Origin of the sequence: Sulfurospirillum arsenophilum NBRC 109478 (assembly GCF_000813345.1) — a bacterium.
In the GTDB taxonomy this organism is placed as follows: Bacteria; Campylobacterota; Campylobacteria; order Campylobacterales; family Sulfurospirillaceae; genus Sulfurospirillum; species Sulfurospirillum arsenophilum.
In genome coordinates this window covers 214982-237476 of record NZ_BBQF01000003.1, presented here as the reverse complement: position 1 = coordinate 237476, position 22495 = coordinate 214982, and the positions used below count along the sequence as shown (strand labels likewise).

Below are 22495 nucleotides of genomic sequence, written 5' to 3'. Positions count from 1 at the left end.
TGTGAAAAAATTGATTTGTAGCCTTTTGCTTTTGTCAGGCTTGGTTTATGCGGAAAATATTGAGATTCATGGGACATCAACATTACATGATTGGAAAATGGTCTCTAATAAAACCGATGTTGCTTTCGAAAATGATGGTTCTAAAATTACAAAATTGAACGTCTCTGTTCAAATTAAAACACTCAAAAGTGGTGATGAAGGACTTGATGAGAAAGCCTATGAGACACTTAAAATTGATCGCAACAATGTGATTACATTTAAACTTCTCGAAGCTGATTTAGCGGCAGGCACAATCAAAGGTATTTTTAAAGTACTAGATAAAGAGCGAACACAAACTTTAAAACCAGAAGTTTTGACACTTGATCATGTATCTGGTAATTTTAAAGTGAAAATGACAGAATTTGGTCTTGAAATCCCATCTGTTATGTTCGGTGCAATTAAATCAGGTGATGAAGTAACCGTTAAATACGACATCAAAAAATAAGATCCGTTTACCTATTATCCAAGAAGAGAGGGTTTTTGCCGCCAAGCTTCCTCTCTTCTATCTCCTTGAATATCCCTATGAGGATTACAGATTTTAGGATAGATCCTAATATCTGTAGTCCTTTTTATAAAAGTTCCTATATAATTGTACTTTTAAATCATTTGTTGGCATAAAAGTACAATTATATACCGTGAAAATCTATTTTTACATGGAAACAAAGTTGCTATACTTCTTGCGCACAATAGAACAAGGAGTAAGTAATGATGTATATAGAAAATAAATTAGCGCAGTATTTAACAGCAGAAAGTGGGAAACTCCTTTTACGCCTTAGTATTGCTATCTTAATACTTTTTCATGGATTTAAGAAATTTTCGTATGGTATAAGTGGTGTTAAAGCATTGGTATTTAAAGCTGGGCTACCCGAATTTTTAGCCTATGGGGTTTATATGGGAGAGCTTATCATTCCATTTTTACTTATCGTTGGGCTTTTTACAAGGTTGAGTGCTATTATCTTAAGCACTACGATGATGGCTGCTATGTACCTTGCTTTTTCAGATAAATTTTTGATCTTAGATGCTAAAACAGGAGGTCCTTTAATTGAACTTCCTTTATTCTATTTTTTAGTATCGCTTTCAATCGCTTTTTTAGGCGCAGGAAAGTACAGTATAGATAGTAAATTTCAACATTACCAGAAATAAATCACGCAAAAGCGATATTTTTATATCGCTCCCATTCTTGGTATTTGCGTGAAAAGGAAACATGAATGACGACTGAAATTAAACTCTTTTATGACATAGATCCTAATAGCCCTAACGAAGATAAGAATTTTTTTATTGGGCAAGTTAAACATGCCGCACTTCCAGAGGGAACACCTCCCCCTCTTCCGCACAGACACCCTTTTTACGAAATTATTTTTGTTGAAAAAGGGAATGGCATTATGAGAATTGACTTTACCGATAGGCCTATGCAAAAAGGCTCGTTATACCTCATGTTACCATCACAAATACACTTACCTATTTATACTGGAGAATTTCAAGGGGTTTTACTTCGCTTTGATCTTTCTGTTTTTGCAGAAAAAACTTTCTTAGAAAATCTTTCCATTTTTAATTTTGATTATTTATTAGTCGAAGAGCCTGCGTACAGTTCATTGGAGGGTTTATTACTTAGTTTGCATGAAGAATTCAAGAGCGAAAAAACACTTAAGCAGTGTACCATTAACAACTTATTAAAACTATTTCTTATTCAAGTCCAAAGACTTCTACCCAATGTCGTCAATGAAAACACACAAACAACTATTTTTGGTTCACTCAATACTCTTTTAGAAACCAATAATTACAAAATCCAAACACCGGCATTCTATGCCAAAAAACTCAAAATTTCGCTCAAAGTACTCAATCATGCCGTTAAAGAGTATACCGGCATTCCATGTGGTGAATACATTCGCTCCAAAACAGTTATTGAAGCCAAAAGATTGCTTTGCTATACAGGAATGAACTCAAACGAAATTGCTTCCGCTTTAGGCTTTGAGGATGCAGCTTATTTTAGTCGTTTTTTTAAAAGAGAAACAGGACTTACACCTATCGTATTTCGTAAAGAATCACTTTAATACAAGCCCCATTTCTGGGGCTTGCTCACTTTACATGTAAACACTTTTTCTGCCTCGCAAGAGGCAAGCTTTAGTGACCTAGTGTCCAACGTAGCTTTTCAAGCTTGGCTTGGGAAGCGTGTAAAAATCAAAACTTACCCTGATCCTTAAGCTTTTTATACCATGTACTGTGAAGGATTTTGACTTCTTCTTCTTCGACATATCCTGTAATAATACTATGCACTGCTCCTTTAATAGCGAACATGGACATATACACATGGGTTATAAACAGTGCTAACACTGCAAAGCCCATGACATTATGGATAATGGCTGCTGCTCTTAGCAGGTCAATTTGACTCATTCCTGTAAGATCATGCAACATTTGCATTTTAAAGTCTAGGAAGAACATGAAAGCTCCACTGAGGATCATTGTAATTCCTCCGAGTATTGCTACCCAGTACCACATCTTTTGACCACAGTTAAACTTACCTGCCAAGATTGGTTTTTTCTCTTTGGATAAGTATCCTCCGACAATCATCAACCATTTAACATCATCCCAGTTAAAGATTGCTTCTTTAACCCACATGAGTGCCATTGGAATGACTACAATCGTAAAAGGTATGGTAAAGATACCATGGAGGTTCTTTGCCATTCTAACCAGTGTTCCACCACCAAAGAAGTCACCAAAGACGATAATGAATCCTGTTGGTATGATGACCAAGAAACTGACTGCTGCTACTTGGTGGATTATTCTATTATAGAGGTTAAAGGCGTAGTATTTCTTTTCACTGTGTGGAAACACTTTGGGGCCTATAATCTTATAATGGATAAAGAATGCTCCTGGTACTCCGATCAACACTCCTAGGAATATCCATGCGAAGTATTGGTGTTGGAGCATAGTGAACAAGGGTCCTAATTTCAAGGATTCCTCTTGTCCGTATCCTAGAATGTTTTGGATGCGCATCTCTCCCCAGATTTGGCTATCAGCGGCCATTGCCACTGATGCCAAACTCAGGAACGCAATGAACATATACATATATCTTCTCATCGCTGCTCCTTTATACACCTTTACCTCGACCTGCTACCCTTTTACGGTAAATGTTTGAGACACTCTCGGCATCGCCAACAAGGAGTGCATTGGTTGAACACACTGCCGCACACATAGGCACTTTTCCCTCAGCGATTCTATTTTGACCATAGAGATGTCTCTCTTTTTCTGAGTTTGTCTCTAAAGGTCCACCAGCACACATGGTACATTTATCCATTGCTCCCTTAGCGCCGAAGGCACCATCTCTTGGGAATTGTGGAGCACCAAATGGGCATGCGTACAAGCAGTAACCACAACCGATACATTTATTTTTATCATGAAGAACGATTCCGTCCTCTCTGATATAGAAACAATCCACTGGGCATACTTGCTCGCATGGTGCGTCTGTACAATGCATACACGCTATTGATGTTGAGACTTCTTTACCTTCAATACCATCAAAAAGTGTAATGACTTTACGACGACTAATACCCGTTGGAAGTTCATGCGCCTCAGCACATGCAACGGAACACGCAAAACACTCAATACATCTGTGATCATCACAGTAAAATTTCATTCTTGACATTTCATTACTCATTGGCCACCCCCTATGCTTTCTCTACGCGGCATAGACCAGCGTTGAACTCTGAAATTTGTGTGATAACGTCAAAACCATAGTTAGTAATGGTGTTTGAGCTCTCACCGATAGCATACGGTTTCGTACCTTCTGGGTAATTCGCACTCAAATCGATACCTTGGAAAACACCCGCAAAGTTATACGGCATACAAATACGATCCGGTGTTACACTGTGGTTATGGTACGCTTTGACCTTGATCTTGGTGCCGTGTGGCGCATGAATCCACATCATATCGCGATCTTTAATGCCATGACTAAGCGCTAAATCAGGGTGAATGTTACAGAACATCTCTGGCGTAATCGCTGAAAGGTATTTGCTCGTTCGCTCTAACATACCAGCGCCTGAGAGGTTAACAACCCTCATACTGACTAACATGGTTGGGAAATCTTTTGACCAGTCTTGTTTTTGTTGCTCAGACTTAAATTTCGTCTCAACACGGAAGTTTTTCGGCTGATCTTCGTAGGTCGGATATTTTGCGACCAAATCCCAACGCGGTGAGTGAAGTGGTTCACGGTGCAATGGCACTGGATCTGGGAATTCCCAAACAATAGTTCTAGCTCTTGCATTTCCATAAACACAAACACCCGCTTCGCGTGCTTTTTGCTGAATGAGTCCACTATAGTCCATCGCCCAACTTGGTCCCATCTGTGCTTTTTCAGCCTCAGTCAATGTAATACCAAGTACTTTCTCGATGTTTTCTTTGGTGAGTTGTGGATAGCCACCCTTCACTTTTGAACCTGCTACCGTAATACTTTCAGCTGCAAGTTGACTGACACCATTGTGCTCTAAACCAAAGCGATTTCTAAAGCCCATGCCACCCTCAGCCACAGGAACATCACGACGGTAAAGGATAGGAGAACCTGGATGTTTGTCATCCCAACAAGGCCATGGAAGACCATAGTACTGACCTTTCATCGGTCCTTTTCCCTCTAGGGTGACAGGATCAAACATATGCCAGTTTTCTTGATGAGCGCGAAGACGCTCCGGTGTCCATCCACTAAGACCAATGGATTTAATCGTTCTAGCGATCTCACGAACAGCGTCATCTGGCCATTTAAAGTCGTCTTTAACTTGAACAACTTTGCCGTCTTTCACGTCCATTTTCATACCCTGAACAAACTCATTGTAGAAACCAAATTTCTTTGCAAAAAGGAACATGACTTCTTCGTCAGACTTGCTCTCATATAAAGGCTCAACAACTTTACTTCTCCACTGACTTGAGCGATTTGTTGCGGTAACCGTTCCTTCACACTCAAATTGAGTTGCAACAGGTAAGATATAAATGCCATCTTTTCGGCTTGTAAGAACAGCGGCTTCGTTGACAAATGGCTCTGCAATAACAACTAAATCAAGCTTGTCCAATGCCTCTTTGATTTTCGCTTGTTGAGACATGGAAGTAATACCTGTTCCTTGAATCCAAACGGCACGAACCGGTGCTGAAGAGTATGTTTTTACCTCTTGAAGAACACCTTGCCACCATTGAGAAAGCGAGTAACCTTTTTCATTCATCCATTTTTTCTCAAAGAACCTGCCTTTGAGCCATTCATAATCCACACCCCAAGATTGTGCGAAGTATTTCCAAGCACCATCTTCAAGACCATAATAGCCGGAAAGTGAGTCTGCAAGGTTACCCATATCGGTTGCACCTTGAACGTTGTCATGTCCACGAATGATGTAAAGTCCACCACCTTTTTTACCCATGTTTCCAAGAGCAATTTGAAGGATAGGAAGGATTCTAGTATTTGATGAGCCAACACTGTGTTGTGTAATACCCAATGACCATGCAATAGCGCTTGGTGTATTTTTAGCAAAAAGTGTTGTTGCTTGAATGATTTGATCGACCGGAATACCTGTAACATCAGAAGTGAGTTCTGGTGTCCATTTGGCAGCTTCTGCGCGGATTTGATCCATTGCGTAAGAGCGTGTGTCGATAAATTCTTTATCTTCCCAACCATTTTTGAAGATGATGTGAAGCATGCCGTACACAAATGCAATGTCTGTACCTGAACGAATACGTAGGTAGAGGTCTGCTTTTGCCGCACTTCTGGTATAAATTGGATCAACAACGATCAATTTTGTACCATTACGGTCTTTTGCTTGTAAGAAGTGTTTAAAACCAATAGGGTTTGCAACGGCTGAGTTTGCACCAATCATCATAATGACTTTTGCATTAACAGCATCGCCGAATTGTTGTGTCATAGCACCGTATCCAAATGTATTCGCAGCACCTGCGACGGAAGCACTATGTCAAATTCTAGCTACGTGGTCAATATTGTTTGTTCCCCACATTGCAGCAAATTTTCTAAAATAGAAAGCCTGTTGCAAGCTGAATTTTGCAGAACCTAAAAATTCTACGATATCTGGGCCATTCTCGGCACGCATTTTAAGCATTTTCTCTGAAATCTCATTAACAGCTTGATCCCAACTGATTCTTTGCCATTTTCCATCGACTTTTTTCAGAGGATACTTAATACGTTGTGTACTTTTAACCAAATCAATCTGATCGATACCTTTACAACAATGGCTACCTTCACTGATTGGGTGATCTTGTGCCACATCTTGACGTACCCACACACCGTTTTGAACTTCAGCAATAATTCCGCAACCTGCAGAACAAATGCTACAAATCGTTTTAACTCTCTTGCTACCAGGGAAAGGATTTTTCACTTCTTCTTCTGTGGCTGGTCTGATTGAGTCACTGGATGCAAACGCGCTGCCTGCTCCAAAACTCGCTCCGATCGCTGCCATTTTAAGAAATGATCGTCTTCCCATGTGCAAAGAGGCGTCTTTTAACATCTCTTTACTCATCTAATCTCCTTAGACTGCCGCGTGATAATACGCGTCCCAATTGGCTGTTTTTTTATAGAGAATCTCTTTTTTCTTCGATTTTCCCTTAACAACACCATTACTTCCTGCTGTTTTTGCACCTGTGTCACTAGCGATTGCGCTAACGCCAACAGTGGCTACGACTGCACTTGCGCCCAGAGTTTTTTTAAGAAAACTCCTTCTTTGATCTTGCATGGTCATTTTCTCCTTGCAGAATTTCTCTTTGACTTCAAAGAGAGAGCTAAAGAAACCACTGTTTTTTTAGCTCTCTCTTTTTTTCATTTTTATCTTTAACACGCCTTTAGAGCAAAGCTCCAAAAGCTACGCTAACGCTGAATTCTCTTCGGCAGAGTGCCCACGCACCCTTGGTGCTTTTACTCATATTATCTTTACATGTAAAATGTTTAGACTATGCAAAATTAGCATAGTTATATGCCTTAAAATGCCGCTTTTATGCGCTTTAGAATCTTTACATGTAAAGATTCTAAAGGACGAACTCTTCCATATTTTTCTTTGGTCTTGGCGTAATCGGTTTGCGTGTTTTTTTAAGCTCTTTAGTAAAGATGCGTGGTGCTTCATCTTCTTTTTCTTTGGTTGGTTTTTTCACATCCAAATAGAGTCGCTCAAGGGCAATAAACGACTGCATTACCACCGCTAATTCTTGGTAAAAACGGCTATTTTCATGCGCATAAAGTGCTGTAATAAACTCATCCACAAACGGATTGAGAATGTTCACAAACACTTCACGTGACAGCTGAGCGCTCTTCTCATTGCCATTTAACTCTTCTTCAATCATCTTTTGCAAAAACAGAACAATAAAACCGATGTGATCCTCAAGCTCTTTAAACTTTTCGTTGTCGCGTCTGTAATTGGAACTTAAGACATAATTGACCATCTCCAAACGTTTTTTTCCATCATCACGGTTCTCTAAAAAAAATGAAGCCGTAACAGGAATATACGCGGAATAAGGACTAAAAAAGACCGTATCGCTCTCTTCTTTAAGGCGTGCATAGCCTCCATCAATAAGCAATTTTTGCATATTACTAAACGCTAATTTACTCTCATCATCCAGTGGATTCTGTGCTAAAAGCTCAATCGTTTTTTGAATAAGATCAAGATCATTGTGGTTATCAAAAAACGTTAAGAGTGAGGCAAAGAGCCCGTAGTAAACGGCTCTTGCTTTATTAATCGCCTCTTTATTCATAGGCTAAGTCCTTTATTTTCATTTTCCATGTGGGCTTTAAACATCACTTTGGGTTTACACGCCGCACAGCAATAAAGTGTACGAAGTTTGACTTCATCATTGCCAAAAAGTGGTGTCATAATGGCTGCGATTTTTTCTACCGCTTTAACGGTCGCAAAAGGCATTCCACACTCAAGGCAGGTGAAAAGCTCATCTTTTGCCATAACACGTTGAGAGAACCAACTCGGTTTTAAACTGATCTCATCTTTAATGACGGTGAGACAATCCTTCTCAGGACAGGTCACTTCACAATAGCCACAATTCGTACAAATCGAAGCATTAAAACGGAGGGAATTGTCTTCAGGATGCGCCGTCAAAGCACGTACATTACACGCTCCCACACAACTAAGGCAGAGCGTACAGTTACTTTCATTGATTTTAATATCGCCGTAATGCACATGCTCACCCGTCTTCACCACACCCAAATCTTCGCCATCTACCAAATGCGAAAGACGCGCAGAGAAAATCTCACGTTTGCGAAGACCGTCTTCATTGATGCCGTACATACACTCAGGAAAACTCTCTAAACCTTCAAAAATACGTGCCAAATCAGCACTGTCTTCACAGACATAAATCGCTTTTTTGTGGTACTTTTTCTCAAAAATTTCGTTAAGGATGCGAATGACGTCCCCAGTACCTTTTGAGATAAAATCGGTGTAAAAAATGATTGGATTGCCACTGGTTTGAAGCAGATTTAAAAGGTGCGCTTCATGCAAATACTTCTCACCCTCAATCATAAGCGGCAAAACACCCTCACGAAGAGGAATATCAATCAAACTTAAATCCATTTTATGAGGAATAATCAGTGCCGTTGAGCCTTTAAAATAATCACTCAAATGCGAAAAAGCAATACGCGGCATCTGCGTATAATCGAGTGCTCCACTAGGACAAACACTGATACAACCGCCACAGCCATGACAGTCAATATGTGAAAAAGCGAGATGCTTGGTCTCATCCTCTTTTAAAATCGCAACGGTTGGGCACACCTCAGCACACTTACCACACACCTCAACACGACGCTCATGGTACTGGCAAATGGAAGGATCATAATTGATATAGTTTTTATAGTGGTATTCACCTTTATTGTCACGAAGCTTTTTAAGCGCCCCTTCTAAACCAAGTAGAGCTGGGTCATACACGCCACTTTGCTTCATAGCAAAAATGGGCGCATTCCACCAAAGGATTTGATCGCACTCTAATTCAAGCAGTTCATCCTCTTTTTTAAGGGTTACATGTAAAGCACCTATGTGACCATTGACATCTAAAATCGCTGAGGGAGAAAGCAGCATCACGGTAAAATCTTCATCTCTAAGTTCCGCTTTAAGCGCTTCAAGACTTTCATCATCGGTAACGATCAAAACTTTATTGCCAACCTCTTGGGAGTAGTCCATATCTTGCGCAAAATCAAATCCAAGCCCACGAATAGCGTAAAGTTTCGTAACATTGTTAATTTTTTGAGCGATGGTATCGCGAGATTGTTGGAGGTAAAAATTGATCTCAGGAGCATAAATAATTGCTTCGGCATCAGGGTTGTTAGAGACTAAAAAATCGCCATTACATGGGCTTTTAACCAGTTCTATCGCTTCGTCAAGAGGGAAATCAATACCAACGGTATCGTAGAAAACGTACTCTTTTTGCATTTTACATCCATTATAGTGGTAAATAAGTATTTACCGATATTGTAAAATGAATTGGATTAAATGGCTCTTAACAAGACAAAGTTTATCCGCTTGGAAGAGCGTTATATCTGCAACTACATAACGTATTTTCTTACACCTGTACCATTAGGTTGCGTTAATCTTCTTAAGCTATAATAACTATTCATCCAATGTTCAAGGTGACTCATTTTGGTAAACAAAAACTTTCTAATCGTGAGCTTTTTAGCCCTAATCGTTTTGGTACTCTTTTTTTTCTTTACCGCTTCTTTCAAAGGTATCGAAAAAAACACCATCGTCTTAGGAGCATCTCTTCCTCTAACGGGTATCAACAGCCATTTAGGACGTGATGTGGTCGTAGGTGCCAATACATACTTTAGCCACACCAACGCCAGAGGCGGAGTGCAAGGTAAAAAGATCGAATTTATTCAGTATGACGACAAATATGAGCCTGAAAACACCTTTAGTAACACCATCAAACTTATCACCAAAGATGACGTTTTTGCACTTTTTGGCTTTGTAGGAACGCCTACGGTCAAACGCGTTATGCCTCTTATTGCTGAAAGTAACATACCTTTTATAGCTCCTTACACTGGTGCTTCCTTCCTTCGTACCAAAGAGACTCCCAACATCGTTAATTTTCGAAGCTCTTACACTGAAGAGTTAGATGCCTTGGTGGAGTATCTGACCAAGCAAAAAGGCATAAGCCGTTTTGCGATCTTTTACCAAAACGATGACTACGGTGAAGAGGGCTACATTGCACTCTCAAATGCATTGACCAAGCGTAACCTCCAACTTACTGCTGAAGGCACGTACAAACGCAATACTCTCTCCATTCGTCATGCTATCCATGAGATTGAGGCGGCAAAACCTGAAGCCATCATCTTGGTGGGTTCTTACAAACCAACGGCACGTTTTATCGAAAAAGTGAAAGAGCAGGTTCCTTCAAAAATGATTTTTTGCCCCATCTCTTTTGTCAATGCCGATGCATTAATGGGTGAACTCCACGGCAAAGGGGAGAACATTCTCTTCTCGCAAACGGTTCCTTCTTACGATGATTTTTACTCAAAAGAGGCGGTGGAGTACCTTAAAAATCTTGCGTTTTACTACCCTGATGAGAAGCCCTCTTTAGTTTCATATGAATCCTATCTTGCTGCTAAAGCGGTTGTTACAGCCCTGAAGGCGATCAATGGAACGATAACACCCTACAAGTTCTTAGAAAAACTCAAACACATAGCACCCCAAACACTGGATAACATCCCCCTTGTTTACCATAACGCACAGCTCTTAAACCAAGTCTATCTCTCCAATTATGTCAATGGCAAATTTGAGATCATTCAAAAGTACGAGTACTAAGATGACATTTGTAGAGTTTATTAACCAAAAACTAGAGACTATCAAGTTTTCCAATAAAACGAAGATTCTTATTTTTATCATTCTCAGCGGTACAATGACCATTGGTTTTTTGATGTTCGTTTCCATTTTTGCACTGAAATACGACTATGAAACCCTGTTCCAAAAACACACCCAACCCCAAGTGGATCTTGAAGAGATTAAAGACAATTACCGTGTGAATATTGCAGAAACCTTACATGATATTCGTGAAAAACAGATCAGTAACACTGATGCTATCGAGGTTATTTACCTGACACAACAGATCATCCACAAACAGTGGAACAGCTACCAATTTGCAACCAATCGCCAAATCGGAGGACTTCCCTACTTCGCAAGCAAATGGCTCAGCCTCTTTTTAGTCACACCTGAAATCCATGAAAAGACCATTTTCCAGCGAGGCATTGTAGAGAAGATTAGCGTTAAAATGCAAAGCATTGATAGTAAAATCAACACGATGCTAGAGCTTTTAAAGTACTCCAAAACAGAACAAGCCACCTTTTTGATTGATGACATTACCCTAGAGGCAAACTCACTCAACATCTATCTCTCTAGCCTTATTACCACGCATCTCAAACAGGCGATTACCGAGAAACAAGTGAACGACAGCCTTTTTCAAACAAGCACTGTTATGCTGATTCTTCTCATCGGTCTGATCTTCTTTTTTATCACGATGGTACTTTTTATCATCATTAACCATTTTAAAAACTTGCATAACTACCTTGAAGAGAATATTCTCATCAAAACCAAAGAGCTTCGTGATCTGAACGATTCGTTAGAACAACGCATCAAACGAGAAGTCGAGAACAATCGTAAAAAAGACAACATCATGTTCCAACAAGCAAGGCTCGCAAGTTTAGGTGAAATGCTTCAAAATATTGCGCATCAATGGCGTCAACCGCTTGGTTCACTGATGATGATTATTCAAAGTTTTGAGAGTAAATTTTTAGCAAAAAAACTGGATGAAGCCTTTATATCCTCCCGTGTCAAAGACGCACAACTACTCTCTTCCAATATGTCAGATACATTGGAAGATTTTCGTACCTTCTTCAATCCCAACAAAAGCAAAAAAGCTTTCCGTATCAAAGAGGTGATCCAAAAAGCAGTCGATCTTTCCAAATACCAGCTAGAGCGTGAGGAAATTATACTCGCACTTTTCATCAAAGATGACCTCGAAGTGTTTGGTTTTAAAAATGAGCTTATTCATGTGCTTCTCAATCTTATCGGTAACTCTAAAGATGTTTTGGCAGGCAAGACTGAGCAAATTAACAAGATTATTCACATCATTGCCAAACAAAATGAAGAGCGCATTTTTATCAATGTCATCGACAATGGCGGTGGTATAAAAAGTGATATAATACCCAAAGTTTTCGACCCCTATTTTACGACAAAACACAAGAGTGTAGGCACAGGAATAGGGCTTTATATGTCCAAACAGATGGTTGAAAAACACATGCACGGTAAAATAACCTGTAAAAATATTCGCCACAAACTAGGTACAAAACTTTTTTGGGCGTGTACGATGTTTACGATAGAAATACCAAAAAAACATATTCATACAAACGAGGGTGATGACGATGAACAAGCGCAATTTTGAATTACTCGGTAGTTTTACGATTCTTTACATCGAAGATGAGGCGGATCTGCTCAAGCACACGACCTCTGTTTTGGAAGATTTTGTGAAAAAAATCTATCCCGTGCAAACCATTGATGAAGCTCTTGAGATCGTTCAAAACGAAAAAATCGACGTGATTATCGCCGACATTCACCTCAAATACAGCAATGGACTAGACTTCTTACGCACGGTTAAAAACAACCTTGAACTTGAAATTCCGTCCATCGTCACAACAGCCTTCACCGATACCGAGTATCTGCTCGATGCCATTAAATTGCGTGTTGACAACTACATCATCAAACCTGTGAACATCAAAGAGCTTCTAAACTCTCTGCACGATGTACTTTTACCTAAAATTCAAGCCAAAGAGATTGAGCGTTCTTACAACATCATCAAAACCATTTCCGCAGTGACCGATAGCAAACAGGTGGAAATTATTCGCTTCATCATCAAAAACTTAGACAATGACAATATGCTCAACTACTCCTACAGCGAAATTATGGAGCAAGTCGATGTCAGCAAGCCTACCGTCATCAAGCTTTTCAAACAACTTGGCGACCAAGGCATTCTGACGAAGATTCAAAATAAAAAATACCTTTTCGACGAGACCAAATTACCGCTTCCGGAGAATGCATGAACAGTTTAAGAACGCTTCCAAAAGTTGACAAATGTCTTTCTCATCCGCTTTTTGAAGACGCTAATGCAACCTTAGTGATGAAAATTGCCAGAACAAAAATCGAAGAGTTACGCCAAGCACTGATGAACAAAGAGCTTGAAAGCTTTGATGAAGAAGCGTTAATGCACGAGATGAAGAAAGCATATGACGCGCTTTTTGAGCCTTCGCTCAAACCTCTCATCAACGCCACAGGTGTTATTTTGCACACCAATATGGGCAGAAGTCTCATCTCTAAAACCCTGCTGGAACGTGCAAGCGAAGTCATCTGTAACTACTCCAATTTAGAGTACAACTTGGAAATGGGTAGCCGAGGTGAGCGCTATGAACATGTCAGCACACATCTCAAAGAGCTTTTAAATGTTGAAGATGTACTCGTTGTCAACAACAACGCCTCCGCCGTCTTTTTGATCTTAAACACCTTCGCCAAAAACCAAGAAGTGGTCGTCTCTAGGGGCGAACTGGTCGAGATCGGCGGAAGTTTTCGCATTCCTGAAGTGATGAAGCAAAGTGGAGCACTTTTGTGTGAAGTGGGAGCGACCAATAAAACGAAAATCGCCGACTACGAGAGCGCCATCAATGAAAACACTGTGATGCTCATGAAAGTGCATCAGTCCAATTTCTCCATCGAAGGCTTTAGCGAAGATGTTGCGTATGAAAATCTCAAGCAATTAGCCACCCAAAACAACCTTTTGGACTACTACGACTTAGGCAGTGGTTATGTGCCAAAACTTCCGTATAACTTAGGCAACCGTGAACATTCACTCTCAGAAATTCTTACATGTAATCCATCCTTGATTAGCTTTAGCGGTGACAAGCTTTTTGGAAGTGTTCAAGCAGGCATTATCGCGGGACGCGCAGACTTGATCGCAAAGCTTAAAAAGAACCAACTTCTTCGAATGCTACGTGTGGATAAAATCACCTTGAGTCTACTCGAAGAGAGCATCAAAGCGTATCTGGCAGAAGAGTATGAGCAAATTCCTACCCTTTGGCTGCTGTTTAGAAGTGTCGAAGAACTCGCGCAAAGAGCTTTACATGTAAAAGAGATTATCGGTGAAAATGTGTGTGACGTTGTAGAGAGTGAAACCTATATGGGTGGCGGTACACTGCCTAATAGGCGCTTTCCTACCATCGCTTTACATGTAAAAGGAAAAGCAACCCTTTTAGAGCGAAAATTTCGAGAAAAGCATGTCATTGGTCGCATTGAAAATGACCAGTTTTTACTTGACTTTCGCACCATTCTTCCAAGTGTAGAAGAAAAACTTATTGACATTATCAAAAGCATTGTAGGCAATTAAATGGACTATATTATCGTTGGAACAGCAGGACACGTCGATCACGGCAAAACGGCTCTTATTACAGCTCTTACAGGCTTTGAGGGAGATAGTTTAGAAGAGGAAAAACGCCGAGGAATCACCATCAACCTCAGTTTTTCCAGTATGCAAAACGAAGCAAAAAACGTCGCGTTTATCGATGTCCCTGGGCATGAAAAGCTTTTAAAAAACATGATTTCAGGTGCGTTTGGTTTTGATGCGAGCTTGGTCGTTGTGGATGCAAATGAGGGCATTATGCCTCAAACCAAAGAGCATTTGGAGATCTTAAATCTTTTACATGTAAAGAATATTATCATCGCACTGACTAAAAAAGACCTCGCCTCTTTGGAGGTAATCGAGCAACGTCAATACGAGATTACCGAGCACCTTAAAACACTGAAAAACCTTCACCTTGTTGAGATCATTCCTGTGAGCGTGTATGAGCCAAGTTCTATTCAAACACTCAAAAACGCCCTTTTTGCACTGCCTGTAACACCCAAAAAAAGCAACGGTCTTTTTCGCTACTATGTGGATCGCTCTTTCTCCATCGCAGGTGCGGGTACGGTTGTTACGGGAACGGTTTTGGATGGAACGATTAAAGTCGGGGAAAAACTTTTTGCACCAGAACTTGAGAAAGAGTTTGTCATCCGAAATCTTCAAGTCCACGACCACGATGTTGAAGCTGCCTACTCTTCTCAGCGAACCGCGATCAACCTTCAAAATGCGCAAAAAACCTCTTTTGAAAAAGGAGCACTTCTCTGTAAAAAAGGGTTTATTCGTGGCTTTGACTGCGCTGATGTCTGGGTTGAAAGTATTGGGGGACATGCGCTTAAACATAACGCAAAAGTCATCCTTTATGTAGGAACTAAGCAAGTGGAAGCGCGTATTTTGTTCTATGAAAATGAAGACAAGACAGATAAAGGTTATGCTAAATTACAATTTAACCACAAGCTCTTTTTAGTCCATGATGAGCCGTTCATCATCTGTGCAAGTGGTCGCACCATCGGTGGTGGACGCGTTCTCAACCCCATCAATGATCCAATGAAGAAAAAGGTTAAATTAGAACTTCTCAAAGCACTGGATACCAAAGATTATAAGAGTGCTTTTACCATTTTAGTCGAGATGCACAAACACGGTTTTGGACTTATCTCGTCCAACCAACGCTTTGGTCTGAATCATGAAGAAGCCATCATTATCGCCAATGAAATGAGTGACGTTTTTGTCGATGAAAAAGGCTTAGTCCTCTATCCTATTTCAATGAAAAACGAGTTAGAGCGCATCGTTCAAGCCATTTACACGAAAAATGCTTACGCCCTACTCTCAGCCAATTCGCTCTCAATGAAGCTCAAATGGGCAAGCGTTGCTTTAGTGGAAAGTGTGCTGCAAAAGCTGAGCGATGAAGGAATGCTCGATTTGGTCAATGGCATCTACAAAAATGCGCAAATTGATATCGAAAATATCGAAACACTCATCGAAGATAAACTCTATGACATCTTACTAAAGGCTGAATTTACACCCGAAGCTCCGTATAACATCTACGATGACCTCGACATTGACCGCAAAATGGGTGATGACGCACTCAAAAGCCTCACACGTGCTAAAAAAGTCGTACGATTAGAGCACAATCTCTTTGTCACCACCATTGCCTTAAGTGCCATGATGACGCATTTAAGGGACATTATGCGCAAGGAAAATGGTGTTGATATCAAAGCTTACAAAGAGCACTTCGACATCAGCCGAAAATACCTAGTCGCCTACCTTGACTACCTCGATAATTTTGAGGATGTCAAAAAAGAGGGAAACCGAAGGGTGCTTGTTTAAGGAGTTGATTACCGATCATCAACTCCTTTATTTTCCACCTGATTCAATGCATTTTTCGCATTTCTCTCGTTCCCATTTATGCTTCATCCCTTTAATATAGACGATTAAAATAAAGAAAAGCGCTGATGTTACGCCAAGCACTAACAAGAGAAAGGTCTCAGAGGGGTCTGTCTCAAGCAAGATAAGCTTTCTTACCAACACAACAAACGAAATCTCAAGAAAGGTTACAGCATAGTCAAAACCATCTTGGATAAAAAGCGTTTTGACAATCGCCAAAACAATCAAAACAAATAAACTATCTGTCAAAATGACTTTAATCGAATCAAAATCAAGCGCTCCTTGCGATATGGTAAAAGCAACCATCTTATAGCCAAGGCTTACAAAACATTGTCCTAGATAAATAATCATCATCACAATAAAAATATACCGAGCAATATTGAGCAGTTTAAGCAACATGCTTTCTACTTTTTGCTCTAAAAATTGATTAAACGTTGAAACTTTCGTTAACAGATTCTCTTCCAATTTAGACTTTGTGTCATTTTCCACGGTCTTCTCCACAATTCATCATGCCTTTAAAAAAGCGCAGAATTATATAACAATCAACGTAAAATAGATGTTTGTTCCATAGGAAAAATGACTTTTTTGTTTTATTTTAAAAAAAGACTTGACATTATTACTAATTAGTAATATAATTTCGGCAGAGGTACAAAAAAATGAAACTAAGATCAGAAGTTAAAAGTTATGGTGAGCGCACAGATAAGAGTATGCAAACGTGGATACAAATACTTAGAGCCTTTACCAAAATCCGTGCCAAAGAGTTGAAGTATATCAACGAATGCGGTTTAACGATGAATCAGTTTGAAGTTTTAGAAGTCCTTTACCATCGTGGCGATTTGCAAGTAGGTTCTATCACAAAGCTCATTATGAGCACTCCGGGCAATGTCACTGTGGTTGTCAAAAATCTAACACGAGATGGCTTAGTGAAAACACTGCCATCACTTGAAGATAGCCGTGTGCGTATCGTAAGCATTACCGAAGCGGGAAAATCGCTCATCGGTGGTATGTTTGGAAAACACGCAGCCAATCTAACGAGTTATTTTGACGTGTTATCCGATGAAGAGATGGTGGTCCTTTACGACCTGTTACGAAAAGTGCAAAAAGCGCAATAGACTTCGTGTAAGTCAGCAATTTTTTTGCTCAAAAATTACTAATTAGTAAAAAAGGAAATATTATGAAAATCAAAACTTTACTCGCATCATCCCTGTTGGCAGGAACTGCTTTATTTGCTGGCAATTACAACGTTGATCCTATGCACTCAAGTGCGGATTTTAGTGTTAAACACGCCATGATTTCAACCGTAAAAGGGAATTTTTCAACATTTAACGGAAGTTTTGTATACGATGAAGCAACTAAAACGCTTAAATCTTTAAATGGAACCATTCAAGCAACTTCGATCGATACAGGCATTAAAGACAGAGACGAGCATTTACGCTCAGCAGATCTTTTTGATGTTGCAAAGTACCCAACGATCACGTTTGCATTGGATGAAATCAAAGGTGACAAAGCCTACGGAAAATTGACCATGAAAGGTATTACAAAACCTGTTGTTTTAGCTTTTGAGAACGGCGGAGCCGCAACAGATCTTTATGGCAACAAACGTGTAGGTCTTGGCCTTACTGGTAAAATCAATCGCTCAGATTTTGGTATCTCATGGAATAAAGCGCTTGAAACAGGTGGTGTGATCGTGGGTGAAGAGGTTAAAATCGACGTAGCACTAGAAGGCATTTTGCAAAAATAATAGACTTCTTTCATAGCCCTTGAAAAGAGTAAGAGCTTGTGAAGAGTGCGTTAATTTTCAAAACTTAAAATTGAGTCATAGCCGTAGCTATGGCGATGTTTTTAGTTTTTAAAAGTGATGTGCTATGGACAAACTCTTTTTTCAATGGGTTGTAAAAGAAGTTTCATGCTTTACATGTAAAGGAGAAAGCAATGGCATTTATCATTCATAGAGCAAACCAAAGAGGTGTTGCGGAACATGGTTGGCTTCATAGCCATTTTAGCTTCTCCTTTGCGGAGTATTACAATAAAGCTCGCATGGGATTTGGCGCATTACGTGTCATTAACGATGACATTGTTGAAGCAGGAGAAGGATTTGGCATGCACCCCCACCGCGATATGGAGATCATCTCCATTGTCACCAAAGGGGTTCTTATTCATAAGGACTCTTTTGGAAATCATGGTGAAGTTCATGCAGGTGAGATTCAGTATATGAGTGCAGGAGAAGGCGTTTTACACTCCGAATTTGCCTCCAAAGATGAATCTGCTGCACTGTTTCAAATTTGGATACACCCCAATCAAAAAGGTGGTAAACCTCTTTACAATCAACGTGATTTTAGAGATGTCACCAAGAGCAATCAGTGGGTAACGCTGGTTTCACCTGATGGCAGAGACCACTCGATTGCGATCAAACAAGAGGCATTTATCGCTACAACCGAGTTAGAGGAAGGTAAAACAATTTCCTTAGCACCTTCTAGCTCAAATCGTGGTAAACTCGTACTCATTGTCGAAGGCAAAATAGAAGTCGATGGTGTGACACTAGAAGCAAGAGATGAAGTACAGATCACCGAAAGTAAAGCCTATGAGCTTAAAGCGTTGAAACCCTCTTGGGTTTTAGTATTTGATGTGCCAATGCACTAAATCAAACAAGGAAATACTATGTCACCTGTAAAAATGTCACTCGAAGCCAATAAAAGTTACCACTTCTGTACCTGTGGAAAAAGTGCCAGCACTGTTTTGTGTGATGGCAGCCATAAAGGCTCAGGTCTTACGCCTAAAGAGTTTACGGTTACTGAAAGCAAAGAGTATTATCTGTGCGCCTGTAAAAAAAGTGCAAATGCTCCATTTTGCGACGGAAGTCACTCCAAGTAACTCAAAACCTTCTTCAAGCGTAGTGAAAAAGCTTTCACTACGCTTCACTTCTACTCCTTTTAAAATCTTCTAATTCGTGTATAATTGGTAAAAACAATTATAAAGGTATTTTTTCATGCCAAAACACCCTACTCTTTTACACCAGTTTCGCTCTTTTTATCTTCAAAACCATGCCGATGATATTGAAAAAGCTCTTGAGTATTTTTCTGTTTTTGGAGGAACAAGCTGGAAAGTGGACATGCACAAGCCTCTTTTAGAACTTATGGAAACCAAAATTTTCAAAAATTATCCCTATATTCACTCCGATATTGCCAAAGTAACCTTTAGTAATAAGCTCAGTCACGCTCTTTTAAGCGCTATGGCAACAGGCGATCGTCGTGTGCATTCAACCTTTAAGAGAGCACACATTAGCCGAGAAGAAGGCGAATCTGCACTCGATACACTGTTAGACAGTGCACTAATCCGCTTTGAGTATTCACTGGAACGCCCCGTCAATATAGACGATGACAACTCCGACAAACTGAGCTTCATGACCCCTTTTATGCGCTTTTGGTTTGCCTTTGTTTCACCGTTTTATAAAACGATCAAAGAGGGCGATTACAGTGAAGTTGAAAAATCATTCGCATCGCGTGAGCAAGAATTTTATGAGCTTATCTTTAAAAAACTCTCATTTGAGCTTTTGCGTAAACTAATGATCGAAGATCCTATCGTGGAGGTGGGAAGCTATTGGGATAAAAACGCTGAAATTGATATTTTGGCTAAGACGCAGTCGGGTAAACTCATTGCAGGAAGTACCAAATACAAAAACACTAAAGTGAAGAAAACCGAGCTTTCAAAACTTAAAGAGCAATGTGCCAAAGCAGAATTTGAGCCCGATCTTTTTGTCATTTTTTCAAAAAGTGGTTTTACGTCCGAACTCAAAGCGCTTAAAGGTGATGATCTAAAACTGTTTACGATCAAAAGTATGAAAGCATTGGTAGAAGAAATTAGTGACAAAGAGTTGATTCCTTGTGAAGGTAAAAAATACTAGAACGAGTATCACAAAGGAAGCAAGCTTCCTTTGTGATACGTTTGCCCTTGATCAATTATCGCGTTAAAACAACACAGGTTGCGACAAATGCGATGATCTCAGGGGTGTATCGGAAATAACTTATCCAAATACGCATGATTCATCCTTTGTTTGGTGTGCGCAAACCAAGCATTCTTCGTTCCAAAGTTTTACATGTAAAGCGAATACGCCTCAATTTTTTCTTGCAATTTCATGGCTAAATAGTGATGTGCATACCCCAATTCTTGCAAAATGAGTTTTGCTTCTTCCAGATACTTCCGTTTTTTAGCATCGTCCCAATGCTTCGGAGGAATTCCCAAGTTGGTAATGCGATCGGCTAGTTTTACCATGGCTACGCAGTTTTGACGCTTTTTCAGTCGCTCTAAACTATCTCTCATTTGCATTTCTTTGGAAAGCAGTGTTTTATCTTTGGTGAGTGCCGCAACCCCTTTGGCAATGACTTCCACATTACCTGCCAAATGTGTCTCTTTCGTAATGTTGGTGGATGTGTCCTCATTGACATCATGCAAAAGCGCGCAGGCAATGGCGACATTGTTTTCATCAAAGCTCAACGGCTCAACAAAAAGAGCATTGATGATTTCACTGGCAACACTTAAAAGATGCATACTGTACGGCAGTCCATGCGGTGTCTTTTGTTCACCATGCGCTATGAGTGCAAAAGAGAGATTTTCTTTGAAAAAGTCCACGCTAAAAAGCTCTTGTGACAATGTTGCCTCTATTTTTGCAACTTTAGGCAAATGTGGTGCTTTATTTTTTTCAATTTTAGCGTAATGCTCTTCCTCTGCATCGTCACTAAAATAGAGTAAATAAGTGCCCTCTTCGCACACAAGCTCTAGCTCTTCATAGTGTTCATGCTCGTTTAGCTCCGCATAAAGATTTACATGTAAAAATTTTGAGATCGAAGAACTCAGCGCATGTTTGACTTTTGAAGGAGGCAAAGGAATGGAATCTAGTTGAAAGCACTCAACGTAACCCATCGCTCCACCTGCGACATGAAAATTAAGCGTAAGGCTTCGTTGCTTCCCCTCTTTAAGATATACAATTTCTACAAGATTGTGAAGCGTATACAGTGCCACAACATTGCAGCCCTCCATATCGTTTAAATAAGCCCACTTTTGACTCATTTTCTACCTTTACATGTAAAGATTTTAACTACTTTTTACAGAGCTCATCAAACCACTTTTCATTCTCAGAAGAGCGGTTTGTTTTGGAGCGTAAAAGTGTTTCGCGCACTGAAACCAAATCGTCTAGTTCTAAAAACTCTAACATCGAAAATGAAGAAATAGGAGCATTTGGGTCGGATTCTATGAGCATCTCGATTTCTTCTATAAGTGCCATTTTATCGGCATTCTCAACCATTCGTTGACCTTTCATTAACAAACTATCATTGGTTTTATTGTATAATACCTTACATTTCATGCAGATTATATTCTGTAACTTACAAGGAAAATGAATGAAAAAACAACTTTTATGGTTTGTTGCGCTTATTACTAGCACTCTTTTTGCAGCAACTGACGCACAGATTGTCGAACACTTTAAATCAACAATTCAAGTGCCAAATATTACCATCGAAGTAGTCTCACGCAAAGGCGTTGATGGCATTGATGGAATGGATTTCGTGACTTTAAATCTTAGCGATGGAGCACGTTCACAAAAACTCAGCATCTTTACCAAAGATGATTTGATCTTCCCTGATGTGATCAGTATCAAACAAGGTGGAAGTATCAAAGAGATGATGGAGATGGCAGAGCTTCAGAAAAAGCTTTCAGCAATCTACAAAAAAGAGGAGAAGAAAAACATCGTCTCTTTAGGAAATGACCCTAAAAAAGAGACTTTAGTGGTTTTTACCGATCCTGAGTGTCCTTACTGTAGGCAAGAGCTTGCTCAAATCGAGCAACGCCTTACAACCAACAACCTCAAACTCATTTTTACACCGGTTCATGAGAGAAGTTCTTTAGAAAAATCAGTACTGATCTACAATGAAACCGCCAAAACAAAAAGTGATGCTGAGAAGATCAAAATCTTGAAAAAATACTACGATGAAAACGTCAAATATGAGCAAAAAATCAGTGATGCTGAAGTTGCGCACATTGATGAACTCAAAGTCAAATACTTTGGTGCAGGCATCAAAGGCGTACCATTTATTGTCAAAGAAAAAGAGCTTTTAAAATAATCTTTACGTTTATCCCGCCTCAAAGGCGGGATAACTTCTTTTCCCTTCAAGAA

The 22495-nt window shown here is 39.8% G+C and carries 23 protein-coding genes; 14 read left to right on the top strand and 9 right to left on the bottom strand.

What is annotated here, in order from left to right; translation table 11 throughout:
• Window position 1: 1 nt before the first annotated feature.
• From SAR02S_RS08825 to SAR02S_RS08815, 3 genes are all read left to right on the top strand, one after another.
• Window positions 2-484 carry a YceI family protein gene (locus SAR02S_RS08825; RefSeq protein WP_041958894.1) on the top strand — a complete coding sequence of 161 codons (483 nt, stop codon included), beginning with the start codon at window positions 2-4 and terminating at the stop codon, window positions 482-484.
• Window positions 485-744: 260 nt separating this feature from the next.
• Window positions 745-1182: a DoxX family protein gene (locus tag SAR02S_RS08820; protein WP_041958892.1), complete on the top strand. Its 438-nt coding sequence runs from the start codon at window positions 745-747 to the stop codon at window positions 1180-1182.
• Between the two features lie 65 nt (window positions 1183-1247).
• Window positions 1248-2090, top strand: coding sequence for a helix-turn-helix domain-containing protein (locus tag SAR02S_RS08815; RefSeq protein WP_041958890.1), 843 nt, complete (start codon window positions 1248-1250; stop codon window positions 2088-2090).
• A gap of 127 nt (window positions 2091-2217) precedes the next feature.
• Here SAR02S_RS08815 and SAR02S_RS08810 read toward each other — a convergent pair whose 3' ends face one another.
• The 6 genes from SAR02S_RS08810 to SAR02S_RS08780 form a co-directional block, all read right to left on the bottom strand.
• On the bottom strand, window positions 2218-3117 hold the full coding sequence (locus SAR02S_RS08810) for a formate dehydrogenase subunit gamma (protein ID WP_041958888.1): 900 nt from the start codon (window positions 3115-3117) through the stop codon (window positions 2218-2220).
• Window positions 3118-3127: 10 nt separating this feature from the next.
• Window positions 3128-3682: a formate dehydrogenase FDH3 subunit beta gene (gene fdh3B / locus SAR02S_RS08805; protein ID WP_041959417.1), complete on the bottom strand. Its 555-nt coding sequence runs from the start codon at window positions 3680-3682 to the stop codon at window positions 3128-3130.
• Between the two features lie 22 nt (window positions 3683-3704).
• Window positions 3705-6530, bottom strand: a complete 2826-nt coding sequence (locus SAR02S_RS08800) for a formate dehydrogenase subunit alpha (RefSeq protein ID WP_439645584.1) — start codon at window positions 6528-6530, stop codon at window positions 3705-3707.
• A gap of 21 nt (window positions 6531-6551) precedes the next feature.
• The gene (locus tag SAR02S_RS08790; protein ID WP_041959415.1) at window positions 6552-6755 is read right to left on the bottom strand and encodes a hypothetical protein; all 204 of its coding nucleotides are present in this window, start codon (window positions 6753-6755) and stop codon (window positions 6552-6554) included.
• A 289-nt stretch (window positions 6756-7044) separates the two neighbouring features.
• A complete protein-coding gene (locus SAR02S_RS08785; RefSeq protein ID WP_052433582.1) occupies window positions 7045-7764 on the bottom strand; it encodes a TorD/DmsD family molecular chaperone in 720 nt (239 codons plus the stop codon).
• Window positions 7761-9443, bottom strand: coding sequence for a 4Fe-4S dicluster domain-containing protein (locus SAR02S_RS08780; RefSeq protein ID WP_041958882.1), 1683 nt, complete (start codon window positions 9441-9443; stop codon window positions 7761-7763). The genes SAR02S_RS08785 and SAR02S_RS08780 overlap by 4 nt, the downstream gene beginning before the upstream one ends.
• Before the next feature lie 207 nt (window positions 9444-9650).
• Here SAR02S_RS08780 and SAR02S_RS08775 point away from each other — a divergent pair, with 207 nt between their 5' ends.
• Genes SAR02S_RS08775 through selB form a run of 5 tightly spaced genes read left to right on the top strand, consistent with a single transcriptional unit; the run spans window position 9651 to window position 16272 of the window.
• A complete protein-coding gene (locus tag SAR02S_RS08775) occupies window positions 9651-10814 on the top strand; it encodes an ABC transporter substrate-binding protein (protein WP_052433581.1) in 1164 nt (387 codons plus the stop codon).
• A gap of 1 nt (window position 10815) precedes the next feature.
• Window positions 10816-12447, top strand: a complete 1632-nt coding sequence (locus SAR02S_RS08770) for a sensor histidine kinase (protein WP_041958880.1) — start codon at window positions 10816-10818, stop codon at window positions 12445-12447.
• Window positions 12428-13102 carry a response regulator gene (locus SAR02S_RS08765; protein WP_041958878.1) on the top strand — a complete coding sequence of 225 codons (675 nt, stop codon included), beginning with the start codon at window positions 12428-12430 and terminating at the stop codon, window positions 13100-13102. The genes SAR02S_RS08770 and SAR02S_RS08765 overlap by 20 nt, the downstream gene beginning before the upstream one ends.
• Window positions 13099-14436, top strand: coding sequence for an L-seryl-tRNA(Sec) selenium transferase (gene selA, locus SAR02S_RS08760; RefSeq protein ID WP_041958877.1), 1338 nt, complete (start codon window positions 13099-13101; stop codon window positions 14434-14436). Before SAR02S_RS08765 ends, selA begins: the two co-directional genes overlap by 4 nt.
• Window positions 14437-16272, top strand: coding sequence for a selenocysteine-specific translation elongation factor (gene selB, locus SAR02S_RS08755; RefSeq protein ID WP_041958876.1), 1836 nt, complete (start codon window positions 14437-14439; stop codon window positions 16270-16272). It abuts the gene before it with no gap.
• Between the two features lie 27 nt (window positions 16273-16299).
• On the opposite strand, the gene SAR02S_RS08750 is transcribed toward selB, so the two are convergent.
• Window positions 16300-16830, bottom strand: a complete 531-nt coding sequence (locus SAR02S_RS08750) for a hypothetical protein (RefSeq protein ID WP_232294025.1) — start codon at window positions 16828-16830, stop codon at window positions 16300-16302.
• A gap of 155 nt (window positions 16831-16985) precedes the next feature.
• Between SAR02S_RS08750 and SAR02S_RS08745 the strand changes: the two genes are divergently transcribed.
• The 5 genes from SAR02S_RS08745 to SAR02S_RS08725 all read left to right on the top strand — a co-directional run bounded on the left by SAR02S_RS08745 (window position 16986) and on the right by SAR02S_RS08725 (window position 20230).
• On the top strand, window positions 16986-17441 hold the full coding sequence (locus tag SAR02S_RS08745; RefSeq protein WP_041958872.1) for a MarR family winged helix-turn-helix transcriptional regulator: 456 nt from the start codon (window positions 16986-16988) through the stop codon (window positions 17439-17441).
• A gap of 62 nt (window positions 17442-17503) precedes the next feature.
• Window positions 17504-18070 carry a YceI family protein gene (locus tag SAR02S_RS08740; RefSeq protein WP_041958870.1) on the top strand — a complete coding sequence of 189 codons (567 nt, stop codon included), beginning with the start codon at window positions 17504-17506 and terminating at the stop codon, window positions 18068-18070.
• Between the two features lie 191 nt (window positions 18071-18261).
• Window positions 18262-18969 (top strand): pirin family protein, encoded by a 708-nt coding sequence (locus SAR02S_RS08735; protein ID WP_041958868.1) that lies wholly within the window; start codon window positions 18262-18264, stop codon window positions 18967-18969.
• 18 nt (window positions 18970-18987) lie between these two features.
• Window positions 18988-19200, top strand: coding sequence for a CDGSH iron-sulfur domain-containing protein (locus SAR02S_RS08730; RefSeq protein ID WP_041958866.1), 213 nt, complete (start codon window positions 18988-18990; stop codon window positions 19198-19200).
• A 115-nt stretch (window positions 19201-19315) separates the two neighbouring features.
• On the top strand, window positions 19316-20230 hold the full coding sequence (locus SAR02S_RS08725; RefSeq protein WP_041958864.1) for a DUF234 domain-containing protein: 915 nt from the start codon (window positions 19316-19318) through the stop codon (window positions 20228-20230).
• A gap of 188 nt (window positions 20231-20418) precedes the next feature.
• Here the strand turns inward: SAR02S_RS08725 and SAR02S_RS08720 are convergent, their stop codons facing one another.
• Together SAR02S_RS08720 and SAR02S_RS08715 are read right to left on the bottom strand one after the other, a co-directional pair.
• Window positions 20419-21393 (bottom strand): HD domain-containing protein, encoded by a 975-nt coding sequence (locus SAR02S_RS08720; RefSeq protein ID WP_198133100.1) that lies wholly within the window; start codon window positions 21391-21393, stop codon window positions 20419-20421.
• Window positions 21394-21421: 28 nt separating this feature from the next.
• A complete protein-coding gene (locus SAR02S_RS08715; RefSeq protein ID WP_232294024.1) occupies window positions 21422-21643 on the bottom strand; it encodes a hypothetical protein in 222 nt (73 codons plus the stop codon).
• A 79-nt stretch (window positions 21644-21722) separates the two neighbouring features.
• Here SAR02S_RS08715 and SAR02S_RS08710 point away from each other — a divergent pair, with 79 nt between their 5' ends.
• Window positions 21723-22442 carry a thioredoxin domain-containing protein gene (locus SAR02S_RS08710; RefSeq protein WP_041958860.1) on the top strand — a complete coding sequence of 240 codons (720 nt, stop codon included), beginning with the start codon at window positions 21723-21725 and terminating at the stop codon, window positions 22440-22442.
• The last annotated feature ends 53 nt before the right edge of the window (window positions 22443-22495 follow it).